The sequence below is a fragment of the Bacteroides sp. AM37-9 genome (assembly GCF_003603455.1).
Lineage (GTDB): Bacteria > Bacteroidota > Bacteroidia > Bacteroidales > Bacteroidaceae > Bacteroides > Bacteroides xylanisolvens.
In genome coordinates, this window is sequence record NZ_QTNF01000007.1 from 2,056 (window position 1) to 22,986 (window position 20,931).

General features: G+C 38.8%; 19 protein-coding genes. 14 read left to right on the plus strand and 5 right to left on the minus strand.

Features of this window, described 5'->3' with window-relative positions:
• The 14 genes from DW862_RS26305 to DW862_RS06820 all read left to right on the plus strand — a co-directional run.
• Positions 1 to 277 (plus strand): tyrosine-type recombinase/integrase (locus DW862_RS26305; RefSeq protein ID WP_243636454.1); only part of this gene is annotated, 277 nt, incomplete at its 5' end.
• Positions 278 to 984: 707 nt separating this feature from the next.
• The gene (locus tag DW862_RS06765) at positions 985 to 1,203 is read left to right on the plus strand and encodes a hypothetical protein (protein WP_120067529.1); all 219 of its coding nucleotides are present in this window, start codon (positions 985 to 987) and stop codon (positions 1,201 to 1,203) included.
• Between the two features lie 23 nt (positions 1,204 to 1,226).
• Complete coding sequence (locus DW862_RS06770; RefSeq protein ID WP_120067530.1) at positions 1,227 to 1,469, plus strand: hypothetical protein; 243 nt, start codon at positions 1,227 to 1,229, stop codon at positions 1,467 to 1,469.
• A gap of 3 nt (positions 1,470 to 1,472) precedes the next feature.
• Entirely contained in the window at positions 1,473 to 1,883 is a 411-nt protein-coding gene (locus DW862_RS06775; protein WP_120067531.1) for a hypothetical protein, read from the plus strand.
• 75 nt (positions 1,884 to 1,958) lie between these two features.
• On the plus strand, positions 1,959 to 2,699 hold the full coding sequence (locus DW862_RS06780) for a hypothetical protein (RefSeq protein ID WP_120067532.1): 741 nt from the start codon (positions 1,959 to 1,961) through the stop codon (positions 2,697 to 2,699).
• A gap of 12 nt (positions 2,700 to 2,711) precedes the next feature.
• Positions 2,712 to 3,758 carry a penicillin-binding transpeptidase domain-containing protein gene (locus DW862_RS06785; RefSeq protein WP_165861891.1) on the plus strand — a complete coding sequence of 349 codons (1,047 nt, stop codon included), beginning with the start codon at positions 2,712 to 2,714 and terminating at the stop codon, positions 3,756 to 3,758.
• Between the two features lie 2 nt (positions 3,759 to 3,760).
• Positions 3,761 to 4,984, plus strand: coding sequence for a cell division protein FtsZ (gene ftsZ, locus DW862_RS06790; protein WP_060451149.1), 1,224 nt, complete (start codon positions 3,761 to 3,763; stop codon positions 4,982 to 4,984).
• 139 nt (positions 4,985 to 5,123) lie between these two features.
• Complete coding sequence (locus tag DW862_RS06795) at positions 5,124 to 5,897, plus strand: hypothetical protein (RefSeq protein ID WP_060451150.1); 774 nt, start codon at positions 5,124 to 5,126, stop codon at positions 5,895 to 5,897.
• Positions 5,898 to 5,910: 13 nt separating this feature from the next.
• Entirely contained in the window at positions 5,911 to 6,555 is a 645-nt protein-coding gene (locus DW862_RS06800) for a hypothetical protein (protein ID WP_060451151.1), read from the plus strand.
• Positions 6,556 to 6,662: 107 nt separating this feature from the next.
• Positions 6,663 to 6,821 carry a hypothetical protein gene (locus tag DW862_RS25825; protein ID WP_165601816.1) on the plus strand — a complete coding sequence of 53 codons (159 nt, stop codon included), beginning with the start codon at positions 6,663 to 6,665 and terminating at the stop codon, positions 6,819 to 6,821.
• Between the two features lie 77 nt (positions 6,822 to 6,898).
• Positions 6,899 to 7,312 carry a hypothetical protein gene (locus DW862_RS06805; protein ID WP_070782457.1) on the plus strand — a complete coding sequence of 138 codons (414 nt, stop codon included), beginning with the start codon at positions 6,899 to 6,901 and terminating at the stop codon, positions 7,310 to 7,312.
• Between the two features lie 249 nt (positions 7,313 to 7,561).
• Positions 7,562 to 8,440, plus strand: a complete 879-nt coding sequence (locus DW862_RS06810; RefSeq protein WP_243636455.1) for a hypothetical protein — start codon at positions 7,562 to 7,564, stop codon at positions 8,438 to 8,440.
• 99 nt (positions 8,441 to 8,539) lie between these two features.
• Complete coding sequence (locus DW862_RS06815; protein WP_120067534.1) at positions 8,540 to 9,355, plus strand: hypothetical protein; 816 nt, start codon at positions 8,540 to 8,542, stop codon at positions 9,353 to 9,355.
• Between the two features lie 285 nt (positions 9,356 to 9,640).
• Entirely contained in the window at positions 9,641 to 10,282 is a 642-nt protein-coding gene (locus tag DW862_RS06820; protein ID WP_118195138.1) for a carbohydrate-binding family 9-like protein, read from the plus strand.
• 162 nt (positions 10,283 to 10,444) lie between these two features.
• Here DW862_RS06820 and lpxA read toward each other — a convergent pair whose 3' ends face one another.
• From lpxA to DW862_RS06845, 5 genes are all read right to left on the minus strand, one after another.
• Positions 10,445 to 11,215, minus strand: a complete 771-nt coding sequence (gene lpxA, locus DW862_RS06825; RefSeq protein WP_117811115.1) for an acyl-ACP--UDP-N-acetylglucosamine O-acyltransferase — start codon at positions 11,213 to 11,215, stop codon at positions 10,445 to 10,447.
• An 18-nt stretch (positions 11,216 to 11,233) separates the two neighbouring features.
• Entirely contained in the window at positions 11,234 to 12,625 is a 1,392-nt protein-coding gene (locus DW862_RS06830) for a TolC family protein (protein WP_120067599.1), read from the minus strand.
• 11 nt (positions 12,626 to 12,636) lie between these two features.
• A complete protein-coding gene (locus tag DW862_RS06835; RefSeq protein WP_120067535.1) occupies positions 12,637 to 16,068 on the minus strand; it encodes an efflux RND transporter permease subunit in 3,432 nt (1,143 codons plus the stop codon).
• A gap of 16 nt (positions 16,069 to 16,084) precedes the next feature.
• The gene (locus DW862_RS06840) at positions 16,085 to 17,260 is read right to left on the minus strand and encodes an efflux RND transporter periplasmic adaptor subunit (RefSeq protein ID WP_008023959.1); all 1,176 of its coding nucleotides are present in this window, start codon (positions 17,258 to 17,260) and stop codon (positions 16,085 to 16,087) included.
• A gap of 181 nt (positions 17,261 to 17,441) precedes the next feature.
• Positions 17,442 to 20,549, minus strand: coding sequence for a glycoside hydrolase family 2 TIM barrel-domain containing protein (locus tag DW862_RS06845; RefSeq protein ID WP_117811109.1), 3,108 nt, complete (start codon positions 20,547 to 20,549; stop codon positions 17,442 to 17,444).
• Positions 20,550 to 20,931 lie beyond the last annotated feature (382 nt).

Sequence of the window (20,931 nt, forward strand, 5' to 3'; positions counted from 1 at the left end):
AATAAGTCAGAAGGGGACAGTGTACACAGTTCAGAGAATCAATGTCATGCTGAAAGAGATTAAGAAAAAATATAGACTACAAATAGGCAATTTTTCGTGTCATTCTCTTAGAAAGACTTTTGGCAGACAGGTTTATAATATGAACAGTGATAATTCAGAGCTTGCACTTGTTAAGCTCATGGAGTTATTCAATCATTCCAGTGTATCAATTACTAAGAGATACTTGGGATTAAGGCAAGAGGAATTATTAAATACTTATGACTGTCTTAGCTTCTGATAATTGAGATTTGAGACAGAATGAATCGGAGTTTACTTATTTATGCTCTGAATAGTTCTGTCTCAATTTATGGATATTCAGAGTAGAAATAGCTCTCAACTCTCATTTTAACAGATACATTTAATTGCAGAATAAAATACCTTTCATTATCTTTGTGCCAATCCTAGAAATAGGAGGACATATTAACGAAAGGTGTTTTGCATAGTTCTTGTCTCTAAATTCGCCAAAATTTATACAATCACAGGAACGTGCACAACACCGCACTAGTGCTATATGCCTATCTAATGATAGTTCATATATCGTCTGGTGCGGGTTACTGTTGTGTATTTGTGATTGGAGCGTTTGGCGATGCTTGGAGACATATACATTGGCAGTTCCCGCACCTATTTGTATGTAGAATTGTATCTATCGGGAACTAGATACAACTAATAATAGACTATGAAACAGGCATATTTACAACTAGCTCCTACCTCTCAAACAGTATGTAGACAGTTAAAATCTTTACTAAATCCAGAGATTAGGCATTTTTATATTAAATTCTTTGGGCAAATAAACTAAGTAATTATTATATTTGTGACAAGATAAAGTATTATAGCAACCAATTATATGCTATCAGTTCTCTAGTACTTTAAATACTATGATTAACTACTTTCTTTGGGAGAATTGGAAAGTGTCTTTTAATACACACATTTTTTATTTTTGAAGGTATGAAATACTTAATTTTATTATTCACTTTTATCTTCTGTACAAGTTGTGGAGGAAGAAGCGGTACAGATGCTTGGAAAGATGCAAAATCTCATATGTTGCCTTCTGATGAACTAGTATGTACCCAAGCAGGTGGTTCTATCATTGTTAAAAATGGTAATAAGAGATACAGAATATATGCTGATGGCGAACGTAGAGAAGTAGTAATACGCTATAAATAATAATATCAAATTGATAATTGAATATGTTGAAATGGATAAGTAAAATATTTCATCTTTCTTCTACATCTGTAAAAGAAGAAAACAACATAGTACAAAGTATTGCAAAGGCAAAAGCTCTACACAGAGTACTTATATCTAAAGCTCATCCAGATAAAAATCCTTCTAAAGAAGAATTGGCTAAAGTCTTAACAGAAGAGATTAATAACAATAGATATAACTATCGTGAATTATTAAAATTAAAACAAAGAATAGAAACTGAATTGTAACATATGAATGTCGTTGATTTTTTTAAGAATTTATTAAATTCTCTTTTAGACGGTTCATTTGAACGTATGAGAATAATAAATGCTATGAACCAAAGTTTTAAAGAAACTTACTACTCTGGGGAAATAGATAGATTATGTAAAGTATCTATAACTAGTGGAAATGACAATTATAGACATGAAATGAGTGCATTTTTTTTAAGAAGTGGTTTTAAAATATCAATAGAAAATGATAGCACTTTAAAGGATTCTGAAATAAGGGATATTTCCCAATACATATTATCAAACAAGGCATTTGTAAGACAATTGATGTCATTGGGATTTGATACTTTAATTATAATGGGAAAGACTACAGGTAAGGCAATGCAATATTGTTTAAAAGATTATACAAGATTAAGTGGTTTTTCATTAGAGTAGTTTTTGATTATGGTATATAGTTCGACAATAAACCGTTTAAATAAGTCTTTAAGGAATAAAGACTTAATACAATGTATGATAGAGCAGAATTATGTTGTAAAGAAAGATTATGTAAGTAAATGGTTTTCTGTTCAGGAAGTATCTAAGGAGGTTTTAGATAGTGAAATGAAGGTTACATTCAATAATGGGAACATTCTAAAATATGAAACTTTATGCTACATTATTACAGGAAATGGTAGCACCATAACCTCTCTTGAAACAATAGAGTTTAAAAATAAGGAATGTATCATTATTAAAAAACAGATTGATGGAAGAGAGAGAGAATTTAAAATTTTGACTCAAGAGGAGTATTGGGGAAAGCCTAAAATTGGCGTAACAACTTTTAATAGTTATGATGGGAAAACACATCATTCATATTACAGTCATGAAGGAACAATTCTTGAATCAAAGGTCTATGATAACAATGGAAAACTTGAAGAACGAAATACATATTACTATAATGATAAAAAATTACTTTATCAGATTATTTCAGAACGCCAAGGGAAACGATATATAAACAGATATGAATATGATGATAGGGGTAACGGAACCTATGCAGAATGGTATGATGATAATGGAGTTAGAAAGCAAGGTATAACTAGGTATAATCAATATAATGATATTGTGTTTGATGATAATTGGTGGGGAGGAAAGCGAATAAAAAAAGAATTTGAATATAGCTATGACGAATATGGCAATTGGTTAAAATGTCGAGAAATGAATAATGGTATTTATACTAGATTTTCGATTAGACAATTTAAATATTTTAATCGTTAAACAATTTTGCTTATGAAGTTGAGATTACTATTAATCAGTATCATTACTGCAATTAATATAGTAGCCTGCCAACATAAACAGCAAGCACCTATTTCTACTATAGACAGTACATTACAGGTTAATGCTACCTCTATTTTAGAAGAAAAATTATCAGAGATAAATGCCCAATCTGGGCAAGTTATAGTAATGGAAGTTCAATCAGGTCAAATAAAAGCTCTGGTTGGACTTACTAGGAAAGACAGTGCGAACTACCAATCATGTGAGAACTTCTCTGTATGGCAGTCTACTGGTCTGATGCACCCAATATCGCTATTGGCAGCTTTAGAAACAGGTAAGGTGAAATTGAGTGATAAGGTTGATACTGGAAATGGTATCTACCAAGTTCAAGGCAGAGAACTTAAAGACCATAATTGGCATAGAGGTGGATATGGTGAGCTTACAGTACAAGAAGGATTGGCAGCTAGTTCCAATATTGCCATTTATAAGACAATGGAGAAGGCTTTTGGTGATAATCCTCAAACCTTTTTTGATTTACTTACTAATATGAGCTATGGTAAGCCAGATAGTATCAATGGAATTGCCAGTCTGCAACCTTACAAGATTACAGAAAAAAATATCACTTGGAACTGTATAGGATATGAACAGCTTATTTCACCTATTCAAGTCCTTACCTTCTATAATGCAATCGCTAATAATGGGAAGATGATACAGCCTCAACTATATAAGGATAGTGTAGTAGTTATTAATCCCCAAATAGCAAGTAGGGCTAGTATTGATAGTTTGAAGAAAGCTCTAGTATTTAATGTTACTGACGGACTGGGGCAACCTGCCAAGTCTGATAAGGTACTAGTTGCAGGTATGCAGGGAACTAGTTCATTATCTACTAACGAGGATAGTACTAAGGATATGTATGCGGTAGAGTTCTGTGGTTACTTCCCTACTGATAATCCCAAGTATAGTATCATTGTATCTATTAATAAGGCTGGATTACCTGCAAGTGGTGGACTAATGGCAGGTGATGCTTTCAGGCAATTTGTTGATAAAATAATGGAAAAATAATCATGGATGGTATAATTGAATTTGATTTAATCAAGAATCAGGCTTCCAACATTATAAAAGTAATAGGTGTAGGTGGTGGCGGTGGAAATGCTGTAAAGAATATGTACAGTCAAGGCATTAAAGATGTTTCTTTTGCTATATGCAATACGGATAGTCAAGCCCTAAGCCGTTCCAATGTACCTACTAAAATACAGTTAGGAGACACTGGTCTAGGAGCAGGTGGTAATCCTGAAAAAGGACGTGCAGCAGCAGAAACAAGCATTGAGCAGATAAAAGCTCTTTTTAATGATACTACTCAAATGGTATTTATTACAGCGGGAATGGGTGGTGGAACGGGTACTGGAGCAGCACCCATAATAGCTCATATTGCAAAAGAAATGGGAATATTAACGATAGGAATAGTTACAATCCCGTTTCAATTTGAAATGAAGCCTAAAATAGTAAAAGCTATTAAGGGGGTTAATGAGATGAAAGAAAACGTGGATGCGTTGTTGGTTATCAACAATGAACGTTTGAGAGAAATATACGCTGATGGAATCACTACAGCTAAAGAAGCGTTCTGTAAAGCTGATGATATTCTAACAACTGCAACCAAAAGTATTGCAGAAATAATCACCATTGAAGGAACTATAAACAGGGACTTCTGCGATGTTGAAACCATAATGAAAGATGGTGGAAGTGCAATTATGGCAATGGGTAGAGCCAAGGGAAAATATAGAATACAAAATGCAATATTGGATGCTCTCAATTCTCCTTTATTGAATGATAATGATATAGAAAAAGCACAAAAGCTATTATATATTATCTATTCCAGTAAAGAGAATCCTATTCTTATCAATGAATTGTCTGAATTGAATACATTCATGGAGGAATTAGACCCAAACATTGAAGTCATTTGGGGACTATATGACGATGATAGTTTAGGAGAGGATGTAAAGATTACACTAATTGCAACAGGTTTTGATAACAAGAAAGATTCTGTGAACGCTGAAATTAGCGATGATGTAAGACTTAAATCTGAAATTGAGAAATATTACAAACCTACTCCTGAACCATTGAGTAAACAAGTCCAATCAGCTATTGTTGAATCAAATAATGATACAAAAGAAGAGATAACAGAGACGCAAGAGCCTATTACATTTGAAGAGACGACATCTCATTCTACAAAAGAAAAACTTATTACTCGTCTTAGTAATATAATAAGTAAATTGATGGAAGATGAATAGCATAGTAGTGTTTTCAAGAAACTGTTTATCGCATAATTTCTACACAAATAGAATATGGAAGGTTGGATAGTTTTAGGCTTAATACTAATAGTTATCGCCTATTTCTTTGGCAGGATTGGATTATGAAGGAGGTCTGTAAATGATGAAAGGGAATAAACTTTTTTTAGTTGTGACAGATTTATGTAGCAATGCCTTACCGCTTACTTTGCCTACAATCATCTTCAATTTCAATAATACTGGAGTTGTAAGAGGGTGTATCATATTACTGCCATCTAAATTTGAAGGACGAAAACAAATAGAATTAGCTAATGAGCGCATGAGTGTTCTGTCTCCATTATTTGACTTTCTTATTGTGGTTAATCCTCAAAAACTTTCCCGTGAATTTGTAAAGATACATAATATTAACGGGTTTGAAGCTTTTTATGATGAATTATGGAAAGAAGTTGCAACTCTTACAGCTATCGTTCATTCTTCCAAGAGTTTGGATGAAGTTAGGAGAAATTGGGAGAAAGATAAATCATCAAAAGCACTATTGCAGGGTGGAGCTTTATATATCATTAGAGATAAGGATATTGATTTCACTATTGATAAAAAAACTTTGCTTTTAGGTGTAGGTGATGCTGGTACTGGAGTGGCAGAAGAAGTTCATTTATTAGGTTTAAACAATATGACGGTGGTTCGATTGGGAATTGGCGGTGTGAGATGTTGGGGAAATAGCTATAGATTAGATTTAGCGGGAGATTGGAATTATTGTAATGGGATTGATAAAAGGTATCATTCTTGTATCGAATTTGTGAAGAAAAACATAAACGTAATCAAATATGATATAGAGTACTTTTTAGGATTCGATGTTTCTTGCCAATCAGATATACAAATTAAAGAACTTGAAAAATATAGTAAACACGGTCATTAATGAACACAGTAGTATGATAAAATTCAGCCAAATACCATATTCTACATATTCCTATGATGGAATGCCCAAACCAACATGGGTAAAAGCTACTTGTCCCCCAAACGGTATTCCTCATAATTTCAGCTTATCTGATGATGATATGCTGACCTATTATCTTGAAATATTTAGAAATAGAACAGCTAAGGATAAGCCATATATAGACCAATATAACTCTATAGAAGAATTGGAAGAAGATATATATGGTAACTGTTTATACTATTGGATTCCTAAAGATTTTAAGGAAATATATTGTGCTCTTGATAAACAAAATTTTTTTCATAAAATAAATGTATTGATAAAGCAATATGGTAATGCCATTGTAATAAAACATCGTGCTTTATGTATAAAAACAGATGAAAGTATAAATCTATATTCTTTTTATAAAGGTTTATGCCCAGATAAAGATATATTGTCTATATGTATTCCAATACGAATATTTGAATTAGGACTGTGGGAGGAAGGGAGCTTAATGTATATGACTAACGAAGATTATTATAATTTATCAAAAGAAATTCTAGTCAAACATGAAGCAGGAGAATTAACGGAAAACCAAATAGAAGAAATAATAGGTTCTGTAATCATAAAAGAATGGATAATTGACATAAAACCAACCCAATAGAATACTTAAAAAGAGATTATATCATAGAAGGACTTACCAATTGTTGTGTGGAATACGATGAGAATGGTGAGGAGATATTTATAATTGAAAAAACTAAATGAACAAATATGATAACAGCAGAACATTGGATGGAAGGGATTAATTCTGTACTAGATGAGTACGGACTATCAAGAGAGGAGTTTTGGAAAGACCCTAAGGCGTTCCTTGACAATTTAGATGATATGGACGCAAAGCTTACACTGGAGTATTTTATGGAAGTAGTATAAATTGGACAATAAGGATTCTTAATATTATCATCAAAATGTGATTCATTTGCAATAATCCCCATTTTAAACAAGAACTTATGAAAACAAGAAATAAACTATTAAAGTATTTAGATACAAGTTGGGAAATGTTAGCGAATAATGAAAAGCCACCTATTATTGATTTATCTGAATTTAATATGTTTTCATTTTATATTCAAATATTTACCAACAGGAATGAAAGAAAAGCACCATTTATTGGGAAGTACTATTCATCAGAAGAACTGGAAGAAGATATATATGGTAACTGTTTATTCATGCACCAAGGATGGAAATCAATGGATTTTAAGAAAGTTTATTCCATGTTGGACAAAGGATTATTTATTGAAAAAATGAACAATATGATTAAAGATTATGGTAATCTCATTATTGATTTAAATAATCCCAATGATTTAAGCTATAACATATATAGTACCACAAGAATTGATTGGGATAATAAATCTGATAGTTTTTAAGTAAGTGATAGTAAAGGTTTGATTAGTTTCCCCTTTATTCTATTTGCCATAATTGGACATTTGGGAAATGTTTAAGAGGTTCTATAATCTAGGATATGACAAGAAACGCAGGGTGTAACTAAGAAAGATAAGTCAAAGGTTAAGGTGGTAAGTGAAATTTCATTTACTGCCTTATTTTTTATAATACAGTGGACTGGAATATTGGATAAATTTGTTTCTTTGCAGTCATTGATTTTAAAAGATAATACCATGAATGAATATGTAGATTTTTATATGCAGAGATGCTTGCAGGTAGCCACAAGCATAGATGACAAAAGCAAACATATTATATTGAACAATATCAAGGCTATAAATTATGAGGAAGCTGTAAAACTCGCTAAAACCATAATCATAGATGATAACAAACGAAAATTATTGCTAAGTGAAGAAGTCTTTGTTAACGATAGTACTTTAGCTCAATATTTAGAAAGAGAGGAACTGGATGCGTTAAAATTATGGAGATTATCCGTATTGCTGTACGCTATGATAATGGGATGTAATGTTGCTGAACTATCCATATCTGTAGCAGACCAATATTTAGACTTGTTCAACCACCTAAACGATGGAATGAATGTTGCAAGTATTGAAGTAGTGGGTAGGTTGCCAACAGAAACGAAAAAAGGTAAATCGTCAACTAAAACCAAAAAGTTTACTATCTCTAGTCAACTACTGATTAATAAAATGAAACAAGCTTATTTAGAACTGCAAGATGATATTGTAACAGTAGATAACTTGAAGCATTATACAATTGAGAGGATTACCACTATGAATGAAATAGCAAACAAAAGAATCTTGAACTATTATTTTGCACAAGAATTGAAAGCCTTCTTGAGCAAATACAAAGGTGGAAAAATGTCCTCAAACAGAAAGAAGCTTGTTTTATACATCCTATACTTGTTTGGTCGTTTCAAGAACAATATTCCAGTAAATACAGATAATTATAGAGCATTAACGCGCGATTATAATAAATCCCCAATAAAACTTTCTCTATTCACAGTAAACGGGCAGTCGTTCCCCTTAATCTTACTGCCTAATCCAGAAATTGAAAAAATAAGGTCTAAATATAGAAGGTTCATAGAGGAAATGTGAAATTTCGAGATAATCTGATTTTTCACGAAAAGTAATTTATGGTTTCTTACCTTCGCAGCGTTGGCAATATTGCCAACTGTATTAAATTATTTTTCAACCATGAATAAAATAATTTCAGTAAAAGACCTCTATATTGGAGGCAAAATGATTGCTTTTATTAAAGGCAATCGTAGTGTTAATTCAAAGAACATTTCAAGAAAGAAAAAGTCCTTTGAGAAATTTGGAATGAATCTTGTCCCTTTAATGTATGTAGACGGACAAAAAGCGGTAAATGACGGCTGTACTTTGGTGCATCCTATTACGAAAGAGGATATACCGGATGAAGAAGCAAGTAAGTATGTTGCCATTGTTGAGGGACAACATAGATATACGGCAGCCGAAGAAACAGGTTTAGATGAAGAAAAGCTGTTCTTGTATGAATGTTACAGCAATGAGAACACTAAAGAGATTCTCTCTGAAACAAACACAATTACTGACCCGTGGAGTGGTGCAGATTATGCTAATGGCGCGGCACTATTTAATCCCCAAAATGAGTTGGCAAAATTTACAAAAGAACTTGCCGATTTAGGTTATCCAACCACTACGATAGGCTATATTGCTTGTTTTGCTCCTGGTAAGTTGGGAAAGACAGCATACTGTAATTTGATTGCAGGTAAAGAAATAAAAACAGATTATAATCTGGAACGTGCTAAATACTTTTTGGATGCAGCACGAACTAAATTTGACAATTCCTTTATCGCTAAAAGATACTTGATTACTGTAGTTGCCGACCTGTCTACAGAACATGGGTATAAACTTGTTTGTGACGCTTTAAAACAAATGCCAGATGCTATAGTAAAAAGAGTCCTAGAAGCTAAAAGTGAAGAGAAACAAAGTATATTGAAAATGACCTTAGAAAGTCTACTCAATAAATAATTAAAATATAGCCAGTTGTCAGTGATGATAGCTGGCTTTTTTTATCTAAATATGAATTGTCACATCTAAATGCAGACTAAAATTCTAATCTCAAAATTATGCCTTATACATAATTAATCCTATCTTTGTGTCGTTCAAACAAGGCAAGATAAGTACAAATTTGAGGAACTAACTTTGTAAGTTACTAATAGACAGCACCCAATCTAAATATATTGTTTTTATTCGATTTCAGTGAATCTTATTAGAAGAAAGTAACTATATTTGTATCATTCAAACGAAAGATATATGAAAGTAAAGAAAATTAGTGCGGCTAACGTGGAGGCTTGTTCGCTTCCTAAATTATTCGATGAAGAAAAAATAGATTTTCAGCCGGTTCAGTGTGTCAATTGGGCTGAATATCCATACAAACCCAAAGTGAACTTTCGCATTGCTCATACGCAGAACTCAATTTTGCTACACTTTAAAGTGAAAGAGGAGAGTGTACGTGCCAAATACGGCGAAGATAACGGTTCTGTATGGACTGATTCCTGTGTAGAATTCTTTTCTATACCTGCAGGTGACGGGATCTATTATAATATAGAATGTAATTGCATCGGAACTATCCTGGTAGGTGCCGGTCCTGTTCGTAACAACCGGGAACATGCACCGAAAGAAGTGACTGCTCTCGTGCAACGTTGGTCTAGTCTGGGTAATCAGCCTTTTGCAGAACGTGTCGAGGAGACAGACTGGGAAGTTGCTCTCATCATTCCGTATGCTGTATTCTTTAAGCATCAGATTGAATCACTCGATGGAAAGGAGATAAAAGCTAATTTCTATAAGTGTGGTGATGAGTTGCAGACTCCTCATTTCCTTTCATGGAATCCAATAGAGATTGACCAACCGGATTTCCATCGCCCCGATTTCTTCGGTACTTTGGAATTTGAATGATGAATTGAATCTCTGGATTTGAAGATGAATCACTAATGTCGCTGAATCACTGAAATATCCTCCATTTGTAAAAATATTATCTATTGCGTCATCCATCTATAAAAAAGAAGGGTGACGCTTTTCTTTAAGCATCACCCTTTCTTCTTATAGATATTACATTGTTTATTTCACAATACCTCTTTCCGAGTTCTTCACGAAATTTACAATATTCTCGATTTCTTCACTCATAGGAACCTGATCGATAATTTTCTGTACGGCATCCTGAACACTGAAATTACCCTGATAAATCAAACGGTATGCATTAGCGATGTGACGAAGGATTCTTTCTGATGTATTGCGATGTTGAGAAAGAACTACGGCGTTTACGCCATGATATGCTACCGGATTTCCTGACATGATAACGTACGGAGGTACATCTTTAGATATACGGCAGCCGCTTTGTACTAATGTCCAGCTACCTATGTGGCAATACTGATGCAGGGTAACGTTTCCACTTAGAATAGCACTGTCATCCAACGTACATTCACCAGCGATAGTAGTGCCGATGCCTACTACACAGTTATTGTTGATTTGTACATCATGGCAAAGATGTACTTTGTCCATCAGGTAGTTTCCGTTTCCGATTTTGGTAGCATTGCCGCCAAATGTAGCGCGGCTGATTACTACATTCTCACGAATATCGTTATTATCTCCGATAATCAGGCTGCTTTCTTCACCGGTATAGTGGAAATCTTGTGGTTCCGCTCCGAGGACAGCATTCTGATGTACCTTGTTTCCTTTTCCCATTTTAGTACCTTGCAGGATACTAGCGTAAGACATGATGACGCAGTCATCCCCGATCTCTACATTCTTTTCAATGTAGGCAAAAGGCAGAACAGTTACATTCTTGCCCAGCTTTGCTTCGGGATCTACGTAAGCTAACGGACTAATCATAATAGTATATGTTTAAAGTTATTCTTCTCTTCCACCACCCAGTGCCTGGTAAAGGCTTACTACGGCCTGCATCCGGTCAAAGCAATCAGAAACCTGTGAGATTTGTGCGCTCAAGTAAGCCTGCTGTGCAGACAATACTTCCAGGTAGGTTGAAGTCCCTAAGTTAAACAATTCTTTTGTATCTTCCGAAGCTTTTTTTGCAGATTCTACTTGCATTTGACGAGATTCTACCTTTTCACTCGTCTTTTGGTATAAACTTAGCGCATTGCTGACTTCACTACCGGCATTCAACAAGGCCTGCTGGAAAGATAACTTCGCAGATTCTTCCTGGGCTTTGGCAGCTTTCAGACGAGCAATGTTTTGTCCCCGGTAGAACAATGGCTGTGTCAGCGAACCGACAACAGAAGCCAGTAATTTACCAGGATTAACGATGCCGGCTCCGGAATTATTAGTCCATCCTGCCGAACCGCTAAGCGTGATTTGCGGATAGAAAGCGGCACGTGCGGAGTTGGTGTCATAATAGCAGCCTGCCAATGACATTTCTGCTGCTTTTACGTCCGGACGATTGGATAATAACTGGATGGGTACACCAGCCGAAAGTTCGGTCGGAAGCACTTGTGCTTCCAATACACCACGTTTGATGGCGTGGGGAGCTTCGCCTAAAAGAGTAGACAATGCGTTTTCCGTTTCGCGGATGCTCTGTTCGATATCGGGGATGCTGGCGAGTACCTGCGCATAAGCAGCTTTGCTTTGTTCCACGCCGGCAGAATTGATGTTGTACATGGCAGCGTCCTTCATGGCTTCCATTGTTTCGGCATTCTTTTTCAGGATTTCTGCCGTAGCTTTGGTTATTTCCAACTGGCGGTCCAACATCATTAATGTATAATACATATTGGCGATGTTAGAGATCACCTGTGTCTGTACTGCCTGGCGATAAGCCTTTGTTTGCTTCAGAGCAACTTGGGCACCTCGTTTGGCGTTCAGCAACTGACCGAATAAATCGATTTGCCAACTGGCTGTGACAGGTAATGAATAAGTTTTTGTAGCTGCATTCTTGTCAAAGCTGCTGATCGTTCCTTGCGGAGACAATCCTAATGACGGGGCATAAGCCAGGCGTGCCGACATGAGGGACGCTTCTGCTGCTTTCACATTTTGAGCGGCGGACAAGAGGTCTGTATTTTGTTTCAGTCCCGTTTCGATGAGAGACTGGAGTTGCGGGTCGGTGAAGACTTCTCTCCACGGCAGATTACCGAAGTTGGCTGTATCCGAAACCAGTGTATCATTATCCGCTACCGGATCGCGATACAGGCCGGAAGTAGTGATGTCTTCGGGTCTGTCATACGACTTATAGATGTGGCAGCTGCTCAAGAGAGCAGTTGCGCACAACATATATAGAATCTGTTTCTTCATATCGAATTTCATTATTTAGCGTATTGTTCAATCTCTGTTACGGCATCTGTATTGTCGATATCTTCCCATTCCATCGGTTTAACCTTCTCTTGTAAGTACTGGAAGACTACAAACAGTGCAGGAACGATAAAAATCTGGCAAATCATACCGATTAACATACCACCGATAGAAGCTGTACCTAGTGTACGGTTACCGTGAGCACCTACACCGAAGGCAAACATCAACGGAAGCAAACCGACTACCATAGCCAATGATGTCATCAAAATCGGGCGGAGACGTGCACCGGCACCCAATACAGCTGCCCAAGTGATACTCATACCCATCTTACGACGGTCGAGGGCGAACTCTACAATCAAGATGGCATTCTTTGCCAACAGACCCATCAACATGATTAACGCGATCTGCATATAGATATTATTGGACATCGTACCCAGAATCATCTTCAATGCCGAAATATTACCGATAGCACTTACACCGTTCACAAATAGGAAGCTTCCTAACAGACCGAACGGAACGGATAACAATACAGCCAGCGGAAGAATGTAACTTTCGTACTGTGCACTCAACAATAAGTAAACGAATACGAAACAGAGCACAAAAATCAGTCCGGTAGCACTTCCGCTACTTTGAGCCTCTTCACGCGCCATACCTCCTAATTCATACGTATAACCGGTAGGCAGGTTTTCTTGGGCAACCTCGGCGAGGGCAGTCAATGCCTGACCGGATGTATAACCGCTTGCCGGAGCTACCATTACTTTCATAGAGGTATAAAGGTTGAAACGGCTGATAATATCCGGACCATATACTTTCTCCACAGAGATGAACTGGGCAATCGGGGCCATCTCACCTGCACTATTACGCACCTTGATATTCTTCAAAGATTCCAAGTTTTTGCGTGACAATGGATCTGACTGAATCATAACACGATACATCTTACCGAAACGGTTGAAGTTGGATGCATACAAACCTCCGTAATATCCTTGCATGGTAGTGAGGATATCGCTCGGGCTGATACCTGCTTTTTTACAAACTGCTGCATCGATGTCGATCATGTATTGCGGGAAATTCGGGTTGAAGGAAGTCTTTGCCGAATTGATTTCCGGACGTGCTTCCAGTGCTGCCGTATAATCATTAACCACATCGAAGAATTTGTTCAGGTCACCGCCGGTCTTATCTTGCATATTTACCTCAATATCTGTAGATGCCGAGTAACCCGGGATCATAGGAGGAGCGAAGAACAATACCTGTGCTTCTTTGATAATCTTTTGTGCACGCATATATAAGGAACCGACTACAACGTCTGAATTCTGTATCATGGAACGTTCGTCCCAGTCTTTCAATTTGATGATGAAAGAACCGTATGACGGTCCCTGCCCACCGATAAAGCTGAATCCGGAAATCATGGTACGTGACAATACCGCAGGATCGGAAGCGATCAGACTGTCTACACGTGCCAGGATTTTTTCAGAACGGTCTTGGGAAGTACCCGGAGGCAATGTCACTGCTCCCATCAGCGTTCCGGTATCTTCATTAGGCACCATACCTGTCGGAGTGGTGTTCATGAAGAATACAAGTATTGCAATGGAAGCGACAACTAATCCCATAGACAACCATTTCTTCTGGATAAAGAACAATACTCGTTTCTTATAACGTTTCAGGATTGATTCGTATGTATCGTTGAATCTGTTTTTAAACTTCTTCGTACTCATTCCGATCAGTGCCAGAATACTAAGCACTACGAAAATTGCAGTAACTATCGGATTGATACTGAACAAACCAAAGATCATGCCAAGAATGGCAATAAGCGTGAAAGTAAGTGTAATTCCCGGATGCAACATCTTTCCGATAGCCTCGGTATATCTGTTGATCATGGTTGTATGGGCTGCCGTATAGGCTACTTTCATACGTTCTTTCAATGTGGAGTCTTCCGTTGTTCCGTCTTCTTTTTTGTGAGGTTTCAGAAGAACGGCACACAAAGCCGGACTCAAAGTCAATGCGTTCAATGCGGACAGACCGATAGCGATTGCCATAGTCATACCGAACTGACGATAGAATGTTCCTGCTGTACCTCCCATGAAACTTACCGGAACGAATACGGCCATCATGACCAGCGTAATAGATACGATAGCACCACCCAATTCATTCATGGCATCGATAGAAGCCAGACGGGCAGATGTATAACCTTGGTCAAGCTTGGCATGCACACCCTCGACGACCACAATCGCATCGTCGACCACAATCGCGATAGCAAGCACGAGCGCACATAACGTCAACAAGTTCAAACTGAATCCTACCAGGGACAAGATGAAGAAAGTACCGATCAGAGCTACCGGAATGGCGATAGTCGGAATCAATGTGGAACGTAAATCCTGCAAGAAGATATACACTACGATAAACACCAGGATAAATGCTTCGATCAACGTTTTCAACACTTCATGGATAGAAGCGAAAAGGAAGTCGTTGGCATTCATGGAGATGTTCAGCTTCAATCCGGTAGGCAACGTTTTTGATGCTTCATCCAACAATGCCTCAATATCACTGATGGTCTGTGTCGCATTGGTTCCTGCCATCTGGTATACGATACAAGTCACAGACTTGTGCCCGTCTACCCGGTTGGTAAAGTTATATCCCAAGCGGTCCAGCTGAATTTCTGCTATATCTTTCAGACGAAGTACTTCACCGTCAGGAAGAGATTTGATAACGATATTTTCAAACTCTTCAGGCTGTTGCAAGCGTCCTTTATAACGGATGGTGTATTGGAAAGTCTGGTTACTGCGTTCACCGAACTGTCCTGGAGCAGCTTCGACATTCTGTTCTGCCAGAGCAGCGGAAACATCACCGGGAACGAGTTTGTATTGTGCCATGACGTCCGGTCGTAACCAGATACGCATAGAATAATCCTGACCCAAAACGTTGGCGTCACCTACACCCTGTACACGTTGAACTTGAGGAATCAGGTTGATCTTAGCATAGTTTTCAATAAACGATTCGCTATATGTATCTGTCTCATCATATAGAGAGAATACTACCAGCATGGAAGTCTGGCGTTTTTGAGTGGTTACACCGACTCTAGTTACTTCGGCAGGCAGCAGACCTTGTGCCATAGAGACACGGTTTTGCACATTGACGGCGGCCATGTCCGGGTCTGTTCCTTGTTTGAAATATATGGATATATCACCGGAACCCGTGTTTGACGCAGTTGAGGTCATATACATCATGTTTTCTACACCGTTGATTTGTTCCTCCAACGGAGCAATCACGGAATTCAATACGGTCGATGCACTGGCTCCCGTATAGGTGGCTCTTACCGAAACGGTAGGAGGCGCGATGTCCGGATACTGCGTGATAGGCAGTGTCGCCAATCCGATAGCCCCCAGGATGACTATCAGGATAGAAATAACGGTTGATAGTACCGGACGGTTAATAAATCTATCTAATTTCATAATGATTATCTGATTATTAGTTGAAGGCTGTGGCTAAATTACCGTCGTGTTGGTCTTTCAAATGTTGTTGATAGTTTGCTTCTTTTTGCGCCGGTGTGATAGGCTGAACCTTCTGACCGTCTTTCAGGTTTTGTACTCCTTCGATTACGATTTTATCTCCTGAATTCAAACCGGAAGTAACCAAGTACTCTTTTCCGTTATCCAGATTGAAGATTTTGATTTCTGTATATTTTACCGTGTTGTCCGGTTGCAAAACATAAACGAACTTCTTATCCTGGATTTCTACTGTTGCAGACTGCGGTATAGTGATTACATTCTCCATGGTATAAGGAATCAGAACGTTTGCAGTACCTCCGCTACGCAATACATGTTCCTTATTCGGGAAGATAGCACGGATGCTTACCGAACCGGTAGATTGGTCGATAACACCTGTGATAGCATCTACTTTACCCTCTATATCGTATGTGGAACCATCAATTAATTGCAGTTTGATAGTCGGTATTTTGCTGATTTCTTCTTTGATAGTGCTACCGGACTTGGTCATTGCCAGCAATTCCTTTTCTGTCATTGAGAAGTATACATATACTTCGTCAATCTCGGAAACAGTAGTCATCGGTGTAGCGATAGAAGGACTTACCAATGCTCCTACACGATAAGGGATATTGTTGATAACGCCATCTGACGGACTTTTAACCTGTGTGAATGACAAGTTCTGTTGAGCAGTGGTCAGTTGTGCTTTTGCTTGTGCCAATTGGGCTTTGGTCTGTGCCAGGGAATTTTCTGCCATTGCCAGGTCATAGTCACTGATGATTTGCTTTTTGTTCAACTCTTTCTTATTGTCATACGTCATCTGTTGAGTACTCACTGCTGCTTCTGCTGTAGCCACTGCTGCTTTGGCAGTGCGTACAGCTGCTTCGTATTGAGTCGGATCAACAATGAACAACACTTGTCCTTTACGGACAGTTGCTCCTTCGTCTACACAGAGTTTCGTGATGAAGCCCGATACTTGGGGGCGGATTTCTACATCTTGTTTTCCTTTAATTGTAGCCGGATAGGCAGTTGTTAAATTAGCAGTCGTTTTTTGTAACTCTTGTACTGCATATTCAGGAACCTTTCCTGTGTCATTGCCCTTATTGCCACAACTAGACAAGAGGGCTACGCAAAATGCAAATAAAACAATTCTACTTTTCATACTTATAAATATCTGTTTTTTAATTTAATGCGTTTGTTGCCAGTGTGCTGTTCATCCATATAGATAAGGGGGTTAAGGAAGAAAAACCGGAAACTAAATTCCTTAATTTAGTTTCCGGTTGCAAAAGTACTTTAAATTCGGTATTCTTGTTCTCTGATACCGTGTTTTTTAACTATGTTTTTTACTTTATTTTATGATATACAGGAGTCATAATAAAACTTAACTCATAATCCTGATAAGGAAGACGATATTTTTCCAGTGCAATAGCTCCCCAGCTGTTGACACAGGCAAGTCCGGTTTGTGCCTTGTCGATACAGAAGTTGGTGAAGTCTGCCTTTTCTACTTCCGGTGAGTGACGCTGGTCTTTGCCGTCGCCGTCATCCAATGACTCGATGGTGTAATTCAGGGCAGAAGCGGAGAAAGGAGCACTCGATACGAATTGCAGTCCGTTGCCACTGATGTTCAGAAGTCTCCACCAGCGGATATCCGTTTTTGTTCCGGTTTCCTGCGGGCGGATGTAAGGATAGAATTGTTCTTCCACTGTCTGGCGATATTTTCCTAACATTGCCGCGTGGTTGCGGTCGGCATAGTTTTCTCCCGGACCACGGCCGTAATATTCTATCTCGTTGAAGTTGACCGGCATACGCATTTGCATACCGAAACGGAACATGTCAGAAACTTTCTTGCTTTTGTCTGCCGCCATCTTTTGGGTAATTTTCACTGCTCCCTTGTTGTTAATGGTGTAAGTCAGCGATAATGTTCCGCCAATCGACTTCATGTCATATTCGGCACGAACCACTGCCTGATCGTTTTCAATAGCATGTTTCAGAGAAGTCAGTTTCAGTTCCGGATTCTTCCAGGCGGCATATTTGTGTTGCAGTCCGGCTCCGAAGTCATTGTCGGTCGGTGCACGCCAGAAGTTAGGAGTCAGTGCGCTGCCATCTTCCATCAGTTGCATGCCGTTGACGTCGTAACGGCAGAGATAACCATTGTGTTTGTTGAAATCCATAGAGAAGTTTTCACCTTTCACAATCAGGAAGTTGCGGTCGTTGTCCAAAATGGTGGGCACGATGACCGGAAGGTTAGATGCCTGTTGGTTTTCCAGTTTCAGTTCCGGTGCTTTGTAGTCACGGATGCTTAGTTGGTCGTAAGCGATGGTGGTTCCGGCCGGCAGCAGTGTTTCGGCGGCTTTCAGTTTGTAGCTCACGTTGAGTAGCAGTTCTTTGCAAGGACAGATGTTCTTTGTGTCAAATGGAATTTGCACTTTCACAGTTTGTTGGGGCGCTACTTTCAGGTCGGATACGATGCCTGTTTGCACTACTTCTCCGTTTGCCAGTAATTGCCATTCCATGTAATAAGCAGATAAGTCGCGGAAGAAATACTCGTTGAAGATGTTGATTTCGCCTTTGGCAAGATCAGCAGGAGTCGTCCATATATCCTGATAGAAATAAGCTACTTCGTATGCATGCGGATTGGGTACGCGGTCGGGGCTAATCAAACCGTTGTCGTTGAAGTTATTATCCGAAGCGTCGTATTTGTTGAAGTCGCCGCCATAGCCGTAGATGCTTACTCCGTCTTTGTTTTTCCAGTGGCAGGACTGGTCTACGAAGTCCCAGATAAATCCGCCCTGATATTTCGGATATTTGCGGATGATGTCCCAGTATTCTTTGAATCCTCCCTGTGAATTACCCATAGCGTGCGCGTATTCACATTGGATTAACGGCTTTTGGATATTGCCTTCGCTATATTTGATACAAGCGTCGTAGTCATAGTACATCGGGCAGAAAATATCGGTGAATTCGCTGGTTCCTGCTTGTTCGTACTGTACGGCACGTGTCTTGTCTTCATTCTTAATCCAAGTGTAGCATTTTTCAAAGTTCGGTCCCATGCCGGCTTCATTACCCAATGACCAGAAGATGATGGACGGATGGTTGTAACCACGTTGTACGTTGCGTTGGTTACGTTCCATGTGGGCTTTGGCGTAGATTGGGTTCTTTGCCAGTGTCTGGTCGCCGTAGCCCATTCCGTGAGATTCTACGTTTGCCTCGGCTACTACATATAGACCGTATTGGTCGCATAGGTCATACCAACGGTTGTCGTCCGGGTAATGGCAGGTACGCACGGCGTTGATATTGAGTTCTTTCATCACTTTGATATCTTGCAGCATACGTTCGGTAGAAACCACATAACCGCCGTCCGGGTCCATTTCGTGACGGTCGGCTCCTTTGAAGAGTACCGGTTGTCCGTTTACGAGTATCTGTCCGCCTTTCAATTCAATCTTGCGGAAACCTACTTTAACAGGGATTACTTCTACTACGTTGTTGCCGTTTTTCAGTGTAGCGGTCAGCGTGTAGAGATTAGGCGTTTCAGCAGTCCATTTCGCCGGATTGGAGACGGACAGGGTCGTGTTTAATTTGCCCGAACCTTTCAGGTCGGCAGTCGTTACGCTGTTGCCTTGAACATCTGTCAAGTCCAAAGCTACTGTGCCGCTTCCTTTCAGGTCAACGGCTATATTTAATGTACCGTCTTTATATTGGCTGTCCAAATCGGGAGTGATGCGAATATCCTGGATGTATTTCTTGTCGCGTGCGTAAAGATAACAGTCGCGTCCTACGCCGGAGTAGCGGAAGAAGTCCTGATCTTCCAGGTAACTACCGTCGCACCAGCGGAAAACTTGAAAGGCGATGACGTTCTTACCCGGTTTCAGGTAGTTAGTCAGGTTGAATTCAGCTTCCAGTTTGCTGTCTTCGCTATATCCTACGTAGCGTCCGTTCACCCAAAGGTACATATTGGACGTTACCGAGCCGAAATGTGCGAAAATTTCTTTGCCTTTCCAGTCGGCAGGAAGGATGATTTCTTTGCGGTAAGAGCCTACGTGGTTGTTTTCTGTCGGTACTAGCGGAGGGTTGTTTTTGAATTGGCTTCTCCAGGCATATCCTACGTTGACATAGATAGGGTCACCGTAGCCGTTCAACTCCCAAACGCCGGGAACTTGAAGGTCATCCCAACCTTTGTCGTTGAAATTAGTCTGATAAAAATCAGTCGGGCGCGCGTCTGCGTGTCTCACCCAGTTGAATTTCCAAAGACCGTTCAGGGTCATGAAATTCGCGGAATTTTCTTTAATGCCGGCTTTAGCTTCATCAGCCGATGCGAAAGCAAAGTAATTAGTGTGCATAGCGGAACGGTTTACGGAATTCACTTCCGGATCTTTCCACTCGTTGAAGCTTTGCGCTTGAATTGCTGTCAGTCCCAATGCAGCCAAGCAGCAAGAGAGTAGTTGTTTCTTCATGGGTTTTTTGTATTAGGTTTGAATTTCTGGAGTCAAAGATAGGGAATAATTTGATTAATAAAGGAGAATAATAAGTCTAATAGGTATGTCAATAGTTCAATTTTAATTTATTTATGAACTATTCAATGGAGTCTGGTAATGGTATGTGAAGTTGGCATAGATTTATGATGAAAGAAGAACTTGGTAAATTAACTTTTTGAGTATCACCTCTCGAGTATGGTAAAGTCAGGAAGAAACGATGAATAGGCTGTATTTTTCTAACGTGACATCCTGATACTATGAGTAATACAGCTAATTTTAATGCTTTTTATTTCTTGTTTTGTACTATTTTGTCCCTTTTTAGTATGATAATTGTATCTTAAAAACTGTTATATTCACTTAT

Excerpts from the sequence above, each read along its gene's own strand:
- DW862_RS06765 (WP_120067529.1), top strand. The coding sequence starts at position 985 with ATGAAATACTTAATTTTATTATTCACTTTTATCTTCTGTACAAGTTGT.
- DW862_RS06770 (WP_120067530.1), top strand. The coding sequence starts at position 1,227 with ATGTTGAAATGGATAAGTAAAATATTTCATCTTTCTTCTACATCTGTA.
- DW862_RS06775 (WP_120067531.1), top strand. The coding sequence starts at position 1,473 with ATGAATGTCGTTGATTTTTTTAAGAATTTATTAAATTCTCTTTTAGAC.
- DW862_RS06780 (WP_120067532.1), top strand. The coding sequence starts at position 1,959 with ATGATAGAGCAGAATTATGTTGTAAAGAAAGATTATGTAAGTAAATGG.
- DW862_RS06785 (WP_165861891.1), top strand. The coding sequence starts at position 2,712 with ATGAAGTTGAGATTACTATTAATCAGTATCATTACTGCAATTAATATA.
- ftsZ (WP_060451149.1), top strand. The coding sequence starts at position 3,761 with ATGGATGGTATAATTGAATTTGATTTAATCAAGAATCAGGCTTCCAAC.
- DW862_RS06795 (WP_060451150.1), top strand. The coding sequence starts at position 5,124 with ATGATGAAAGGGAATAAACTTTTTTTAGTTGTGACAGATTTATGTAGC.
- DW862_RS06800 (WP_060451151.1), top strand. The coding sequence starts at position 5,911 with ATGATAAAATTCAGCCAAATACCATATTCTACATATTCCTATGATGGA.
- DW862_RS25825 (WP_165601816.1), top strand. The coding sequence starts at position 6,663 with ATGATAACAGCAGAACATTGGATGGAAGGGATTAATTCTGTACTAGAT.
- DW862_RS06805 (WP_070782457.1), top strand. The coding sequence starts at position 6,899 with ATGAAAACAAGAAATAAACTATTAAAGTATTTAGATACAAGTTGGGAA.
- DW862_RS06810 (WP_243636455.1), top strand. The coding sequence starts at position 7,562 with ATGAATGAATATGTAGATTTTTATATGCAGAGATGCTTGCAGGTAGCC.
- DW862_RS06815 (WP_120067534.1), top strand. The coding sequence starts at position 8,540 with ATGAATAAAATAATTTCAGTAAAAGACCTCTATATTGGAGGCAAAATG.
- DW862_RS06820 (WP_118195138.1), top strand. The coding sequence starts at position 9,641 with ATGAAAGTAAAGAAAATTAGTGCGGCTAACGTGGAGGCTTGTTCGCTT.
- lpxA (WP_117811115.1), bottom strand. The coding sequence starts at position 11,215 with ATGATTAGTCCGTTAGCTTACGTAGATCCCGAAGCAAAGCTGGGCAAG.
- DW862_RS06830 (WP_120067599.1), bottom strand. The coding sequence starts at position 12,625 with ATGAAGAAACAGATTCTATATATGTTGTGCGCAACTGCTCTCTTGAGC.
- DW862_RS06835 (WP_120067535.1), bottom strand. The coding sequence starts at position 16,068 with ATGAAATTAGATAGATTTATTAACCGTCCGGTACTATCAACCGTTATT.
- DW862_RS06840 (WP_008023959.1), bottom strand. The coding sequence starts at position 17,260 with ATGAAAAGTAGAATTGTTTTATTTGCATTTTGCGTAGCCCTCTTGTCT.
- DW862_RS06845 (WP_117811109.1), bottom strand. The coding sequence starts at position 20,549 with ATGAAGAAACAACTACTCTCTTGCTGCTTGGCTGCATTGGGACTGACA.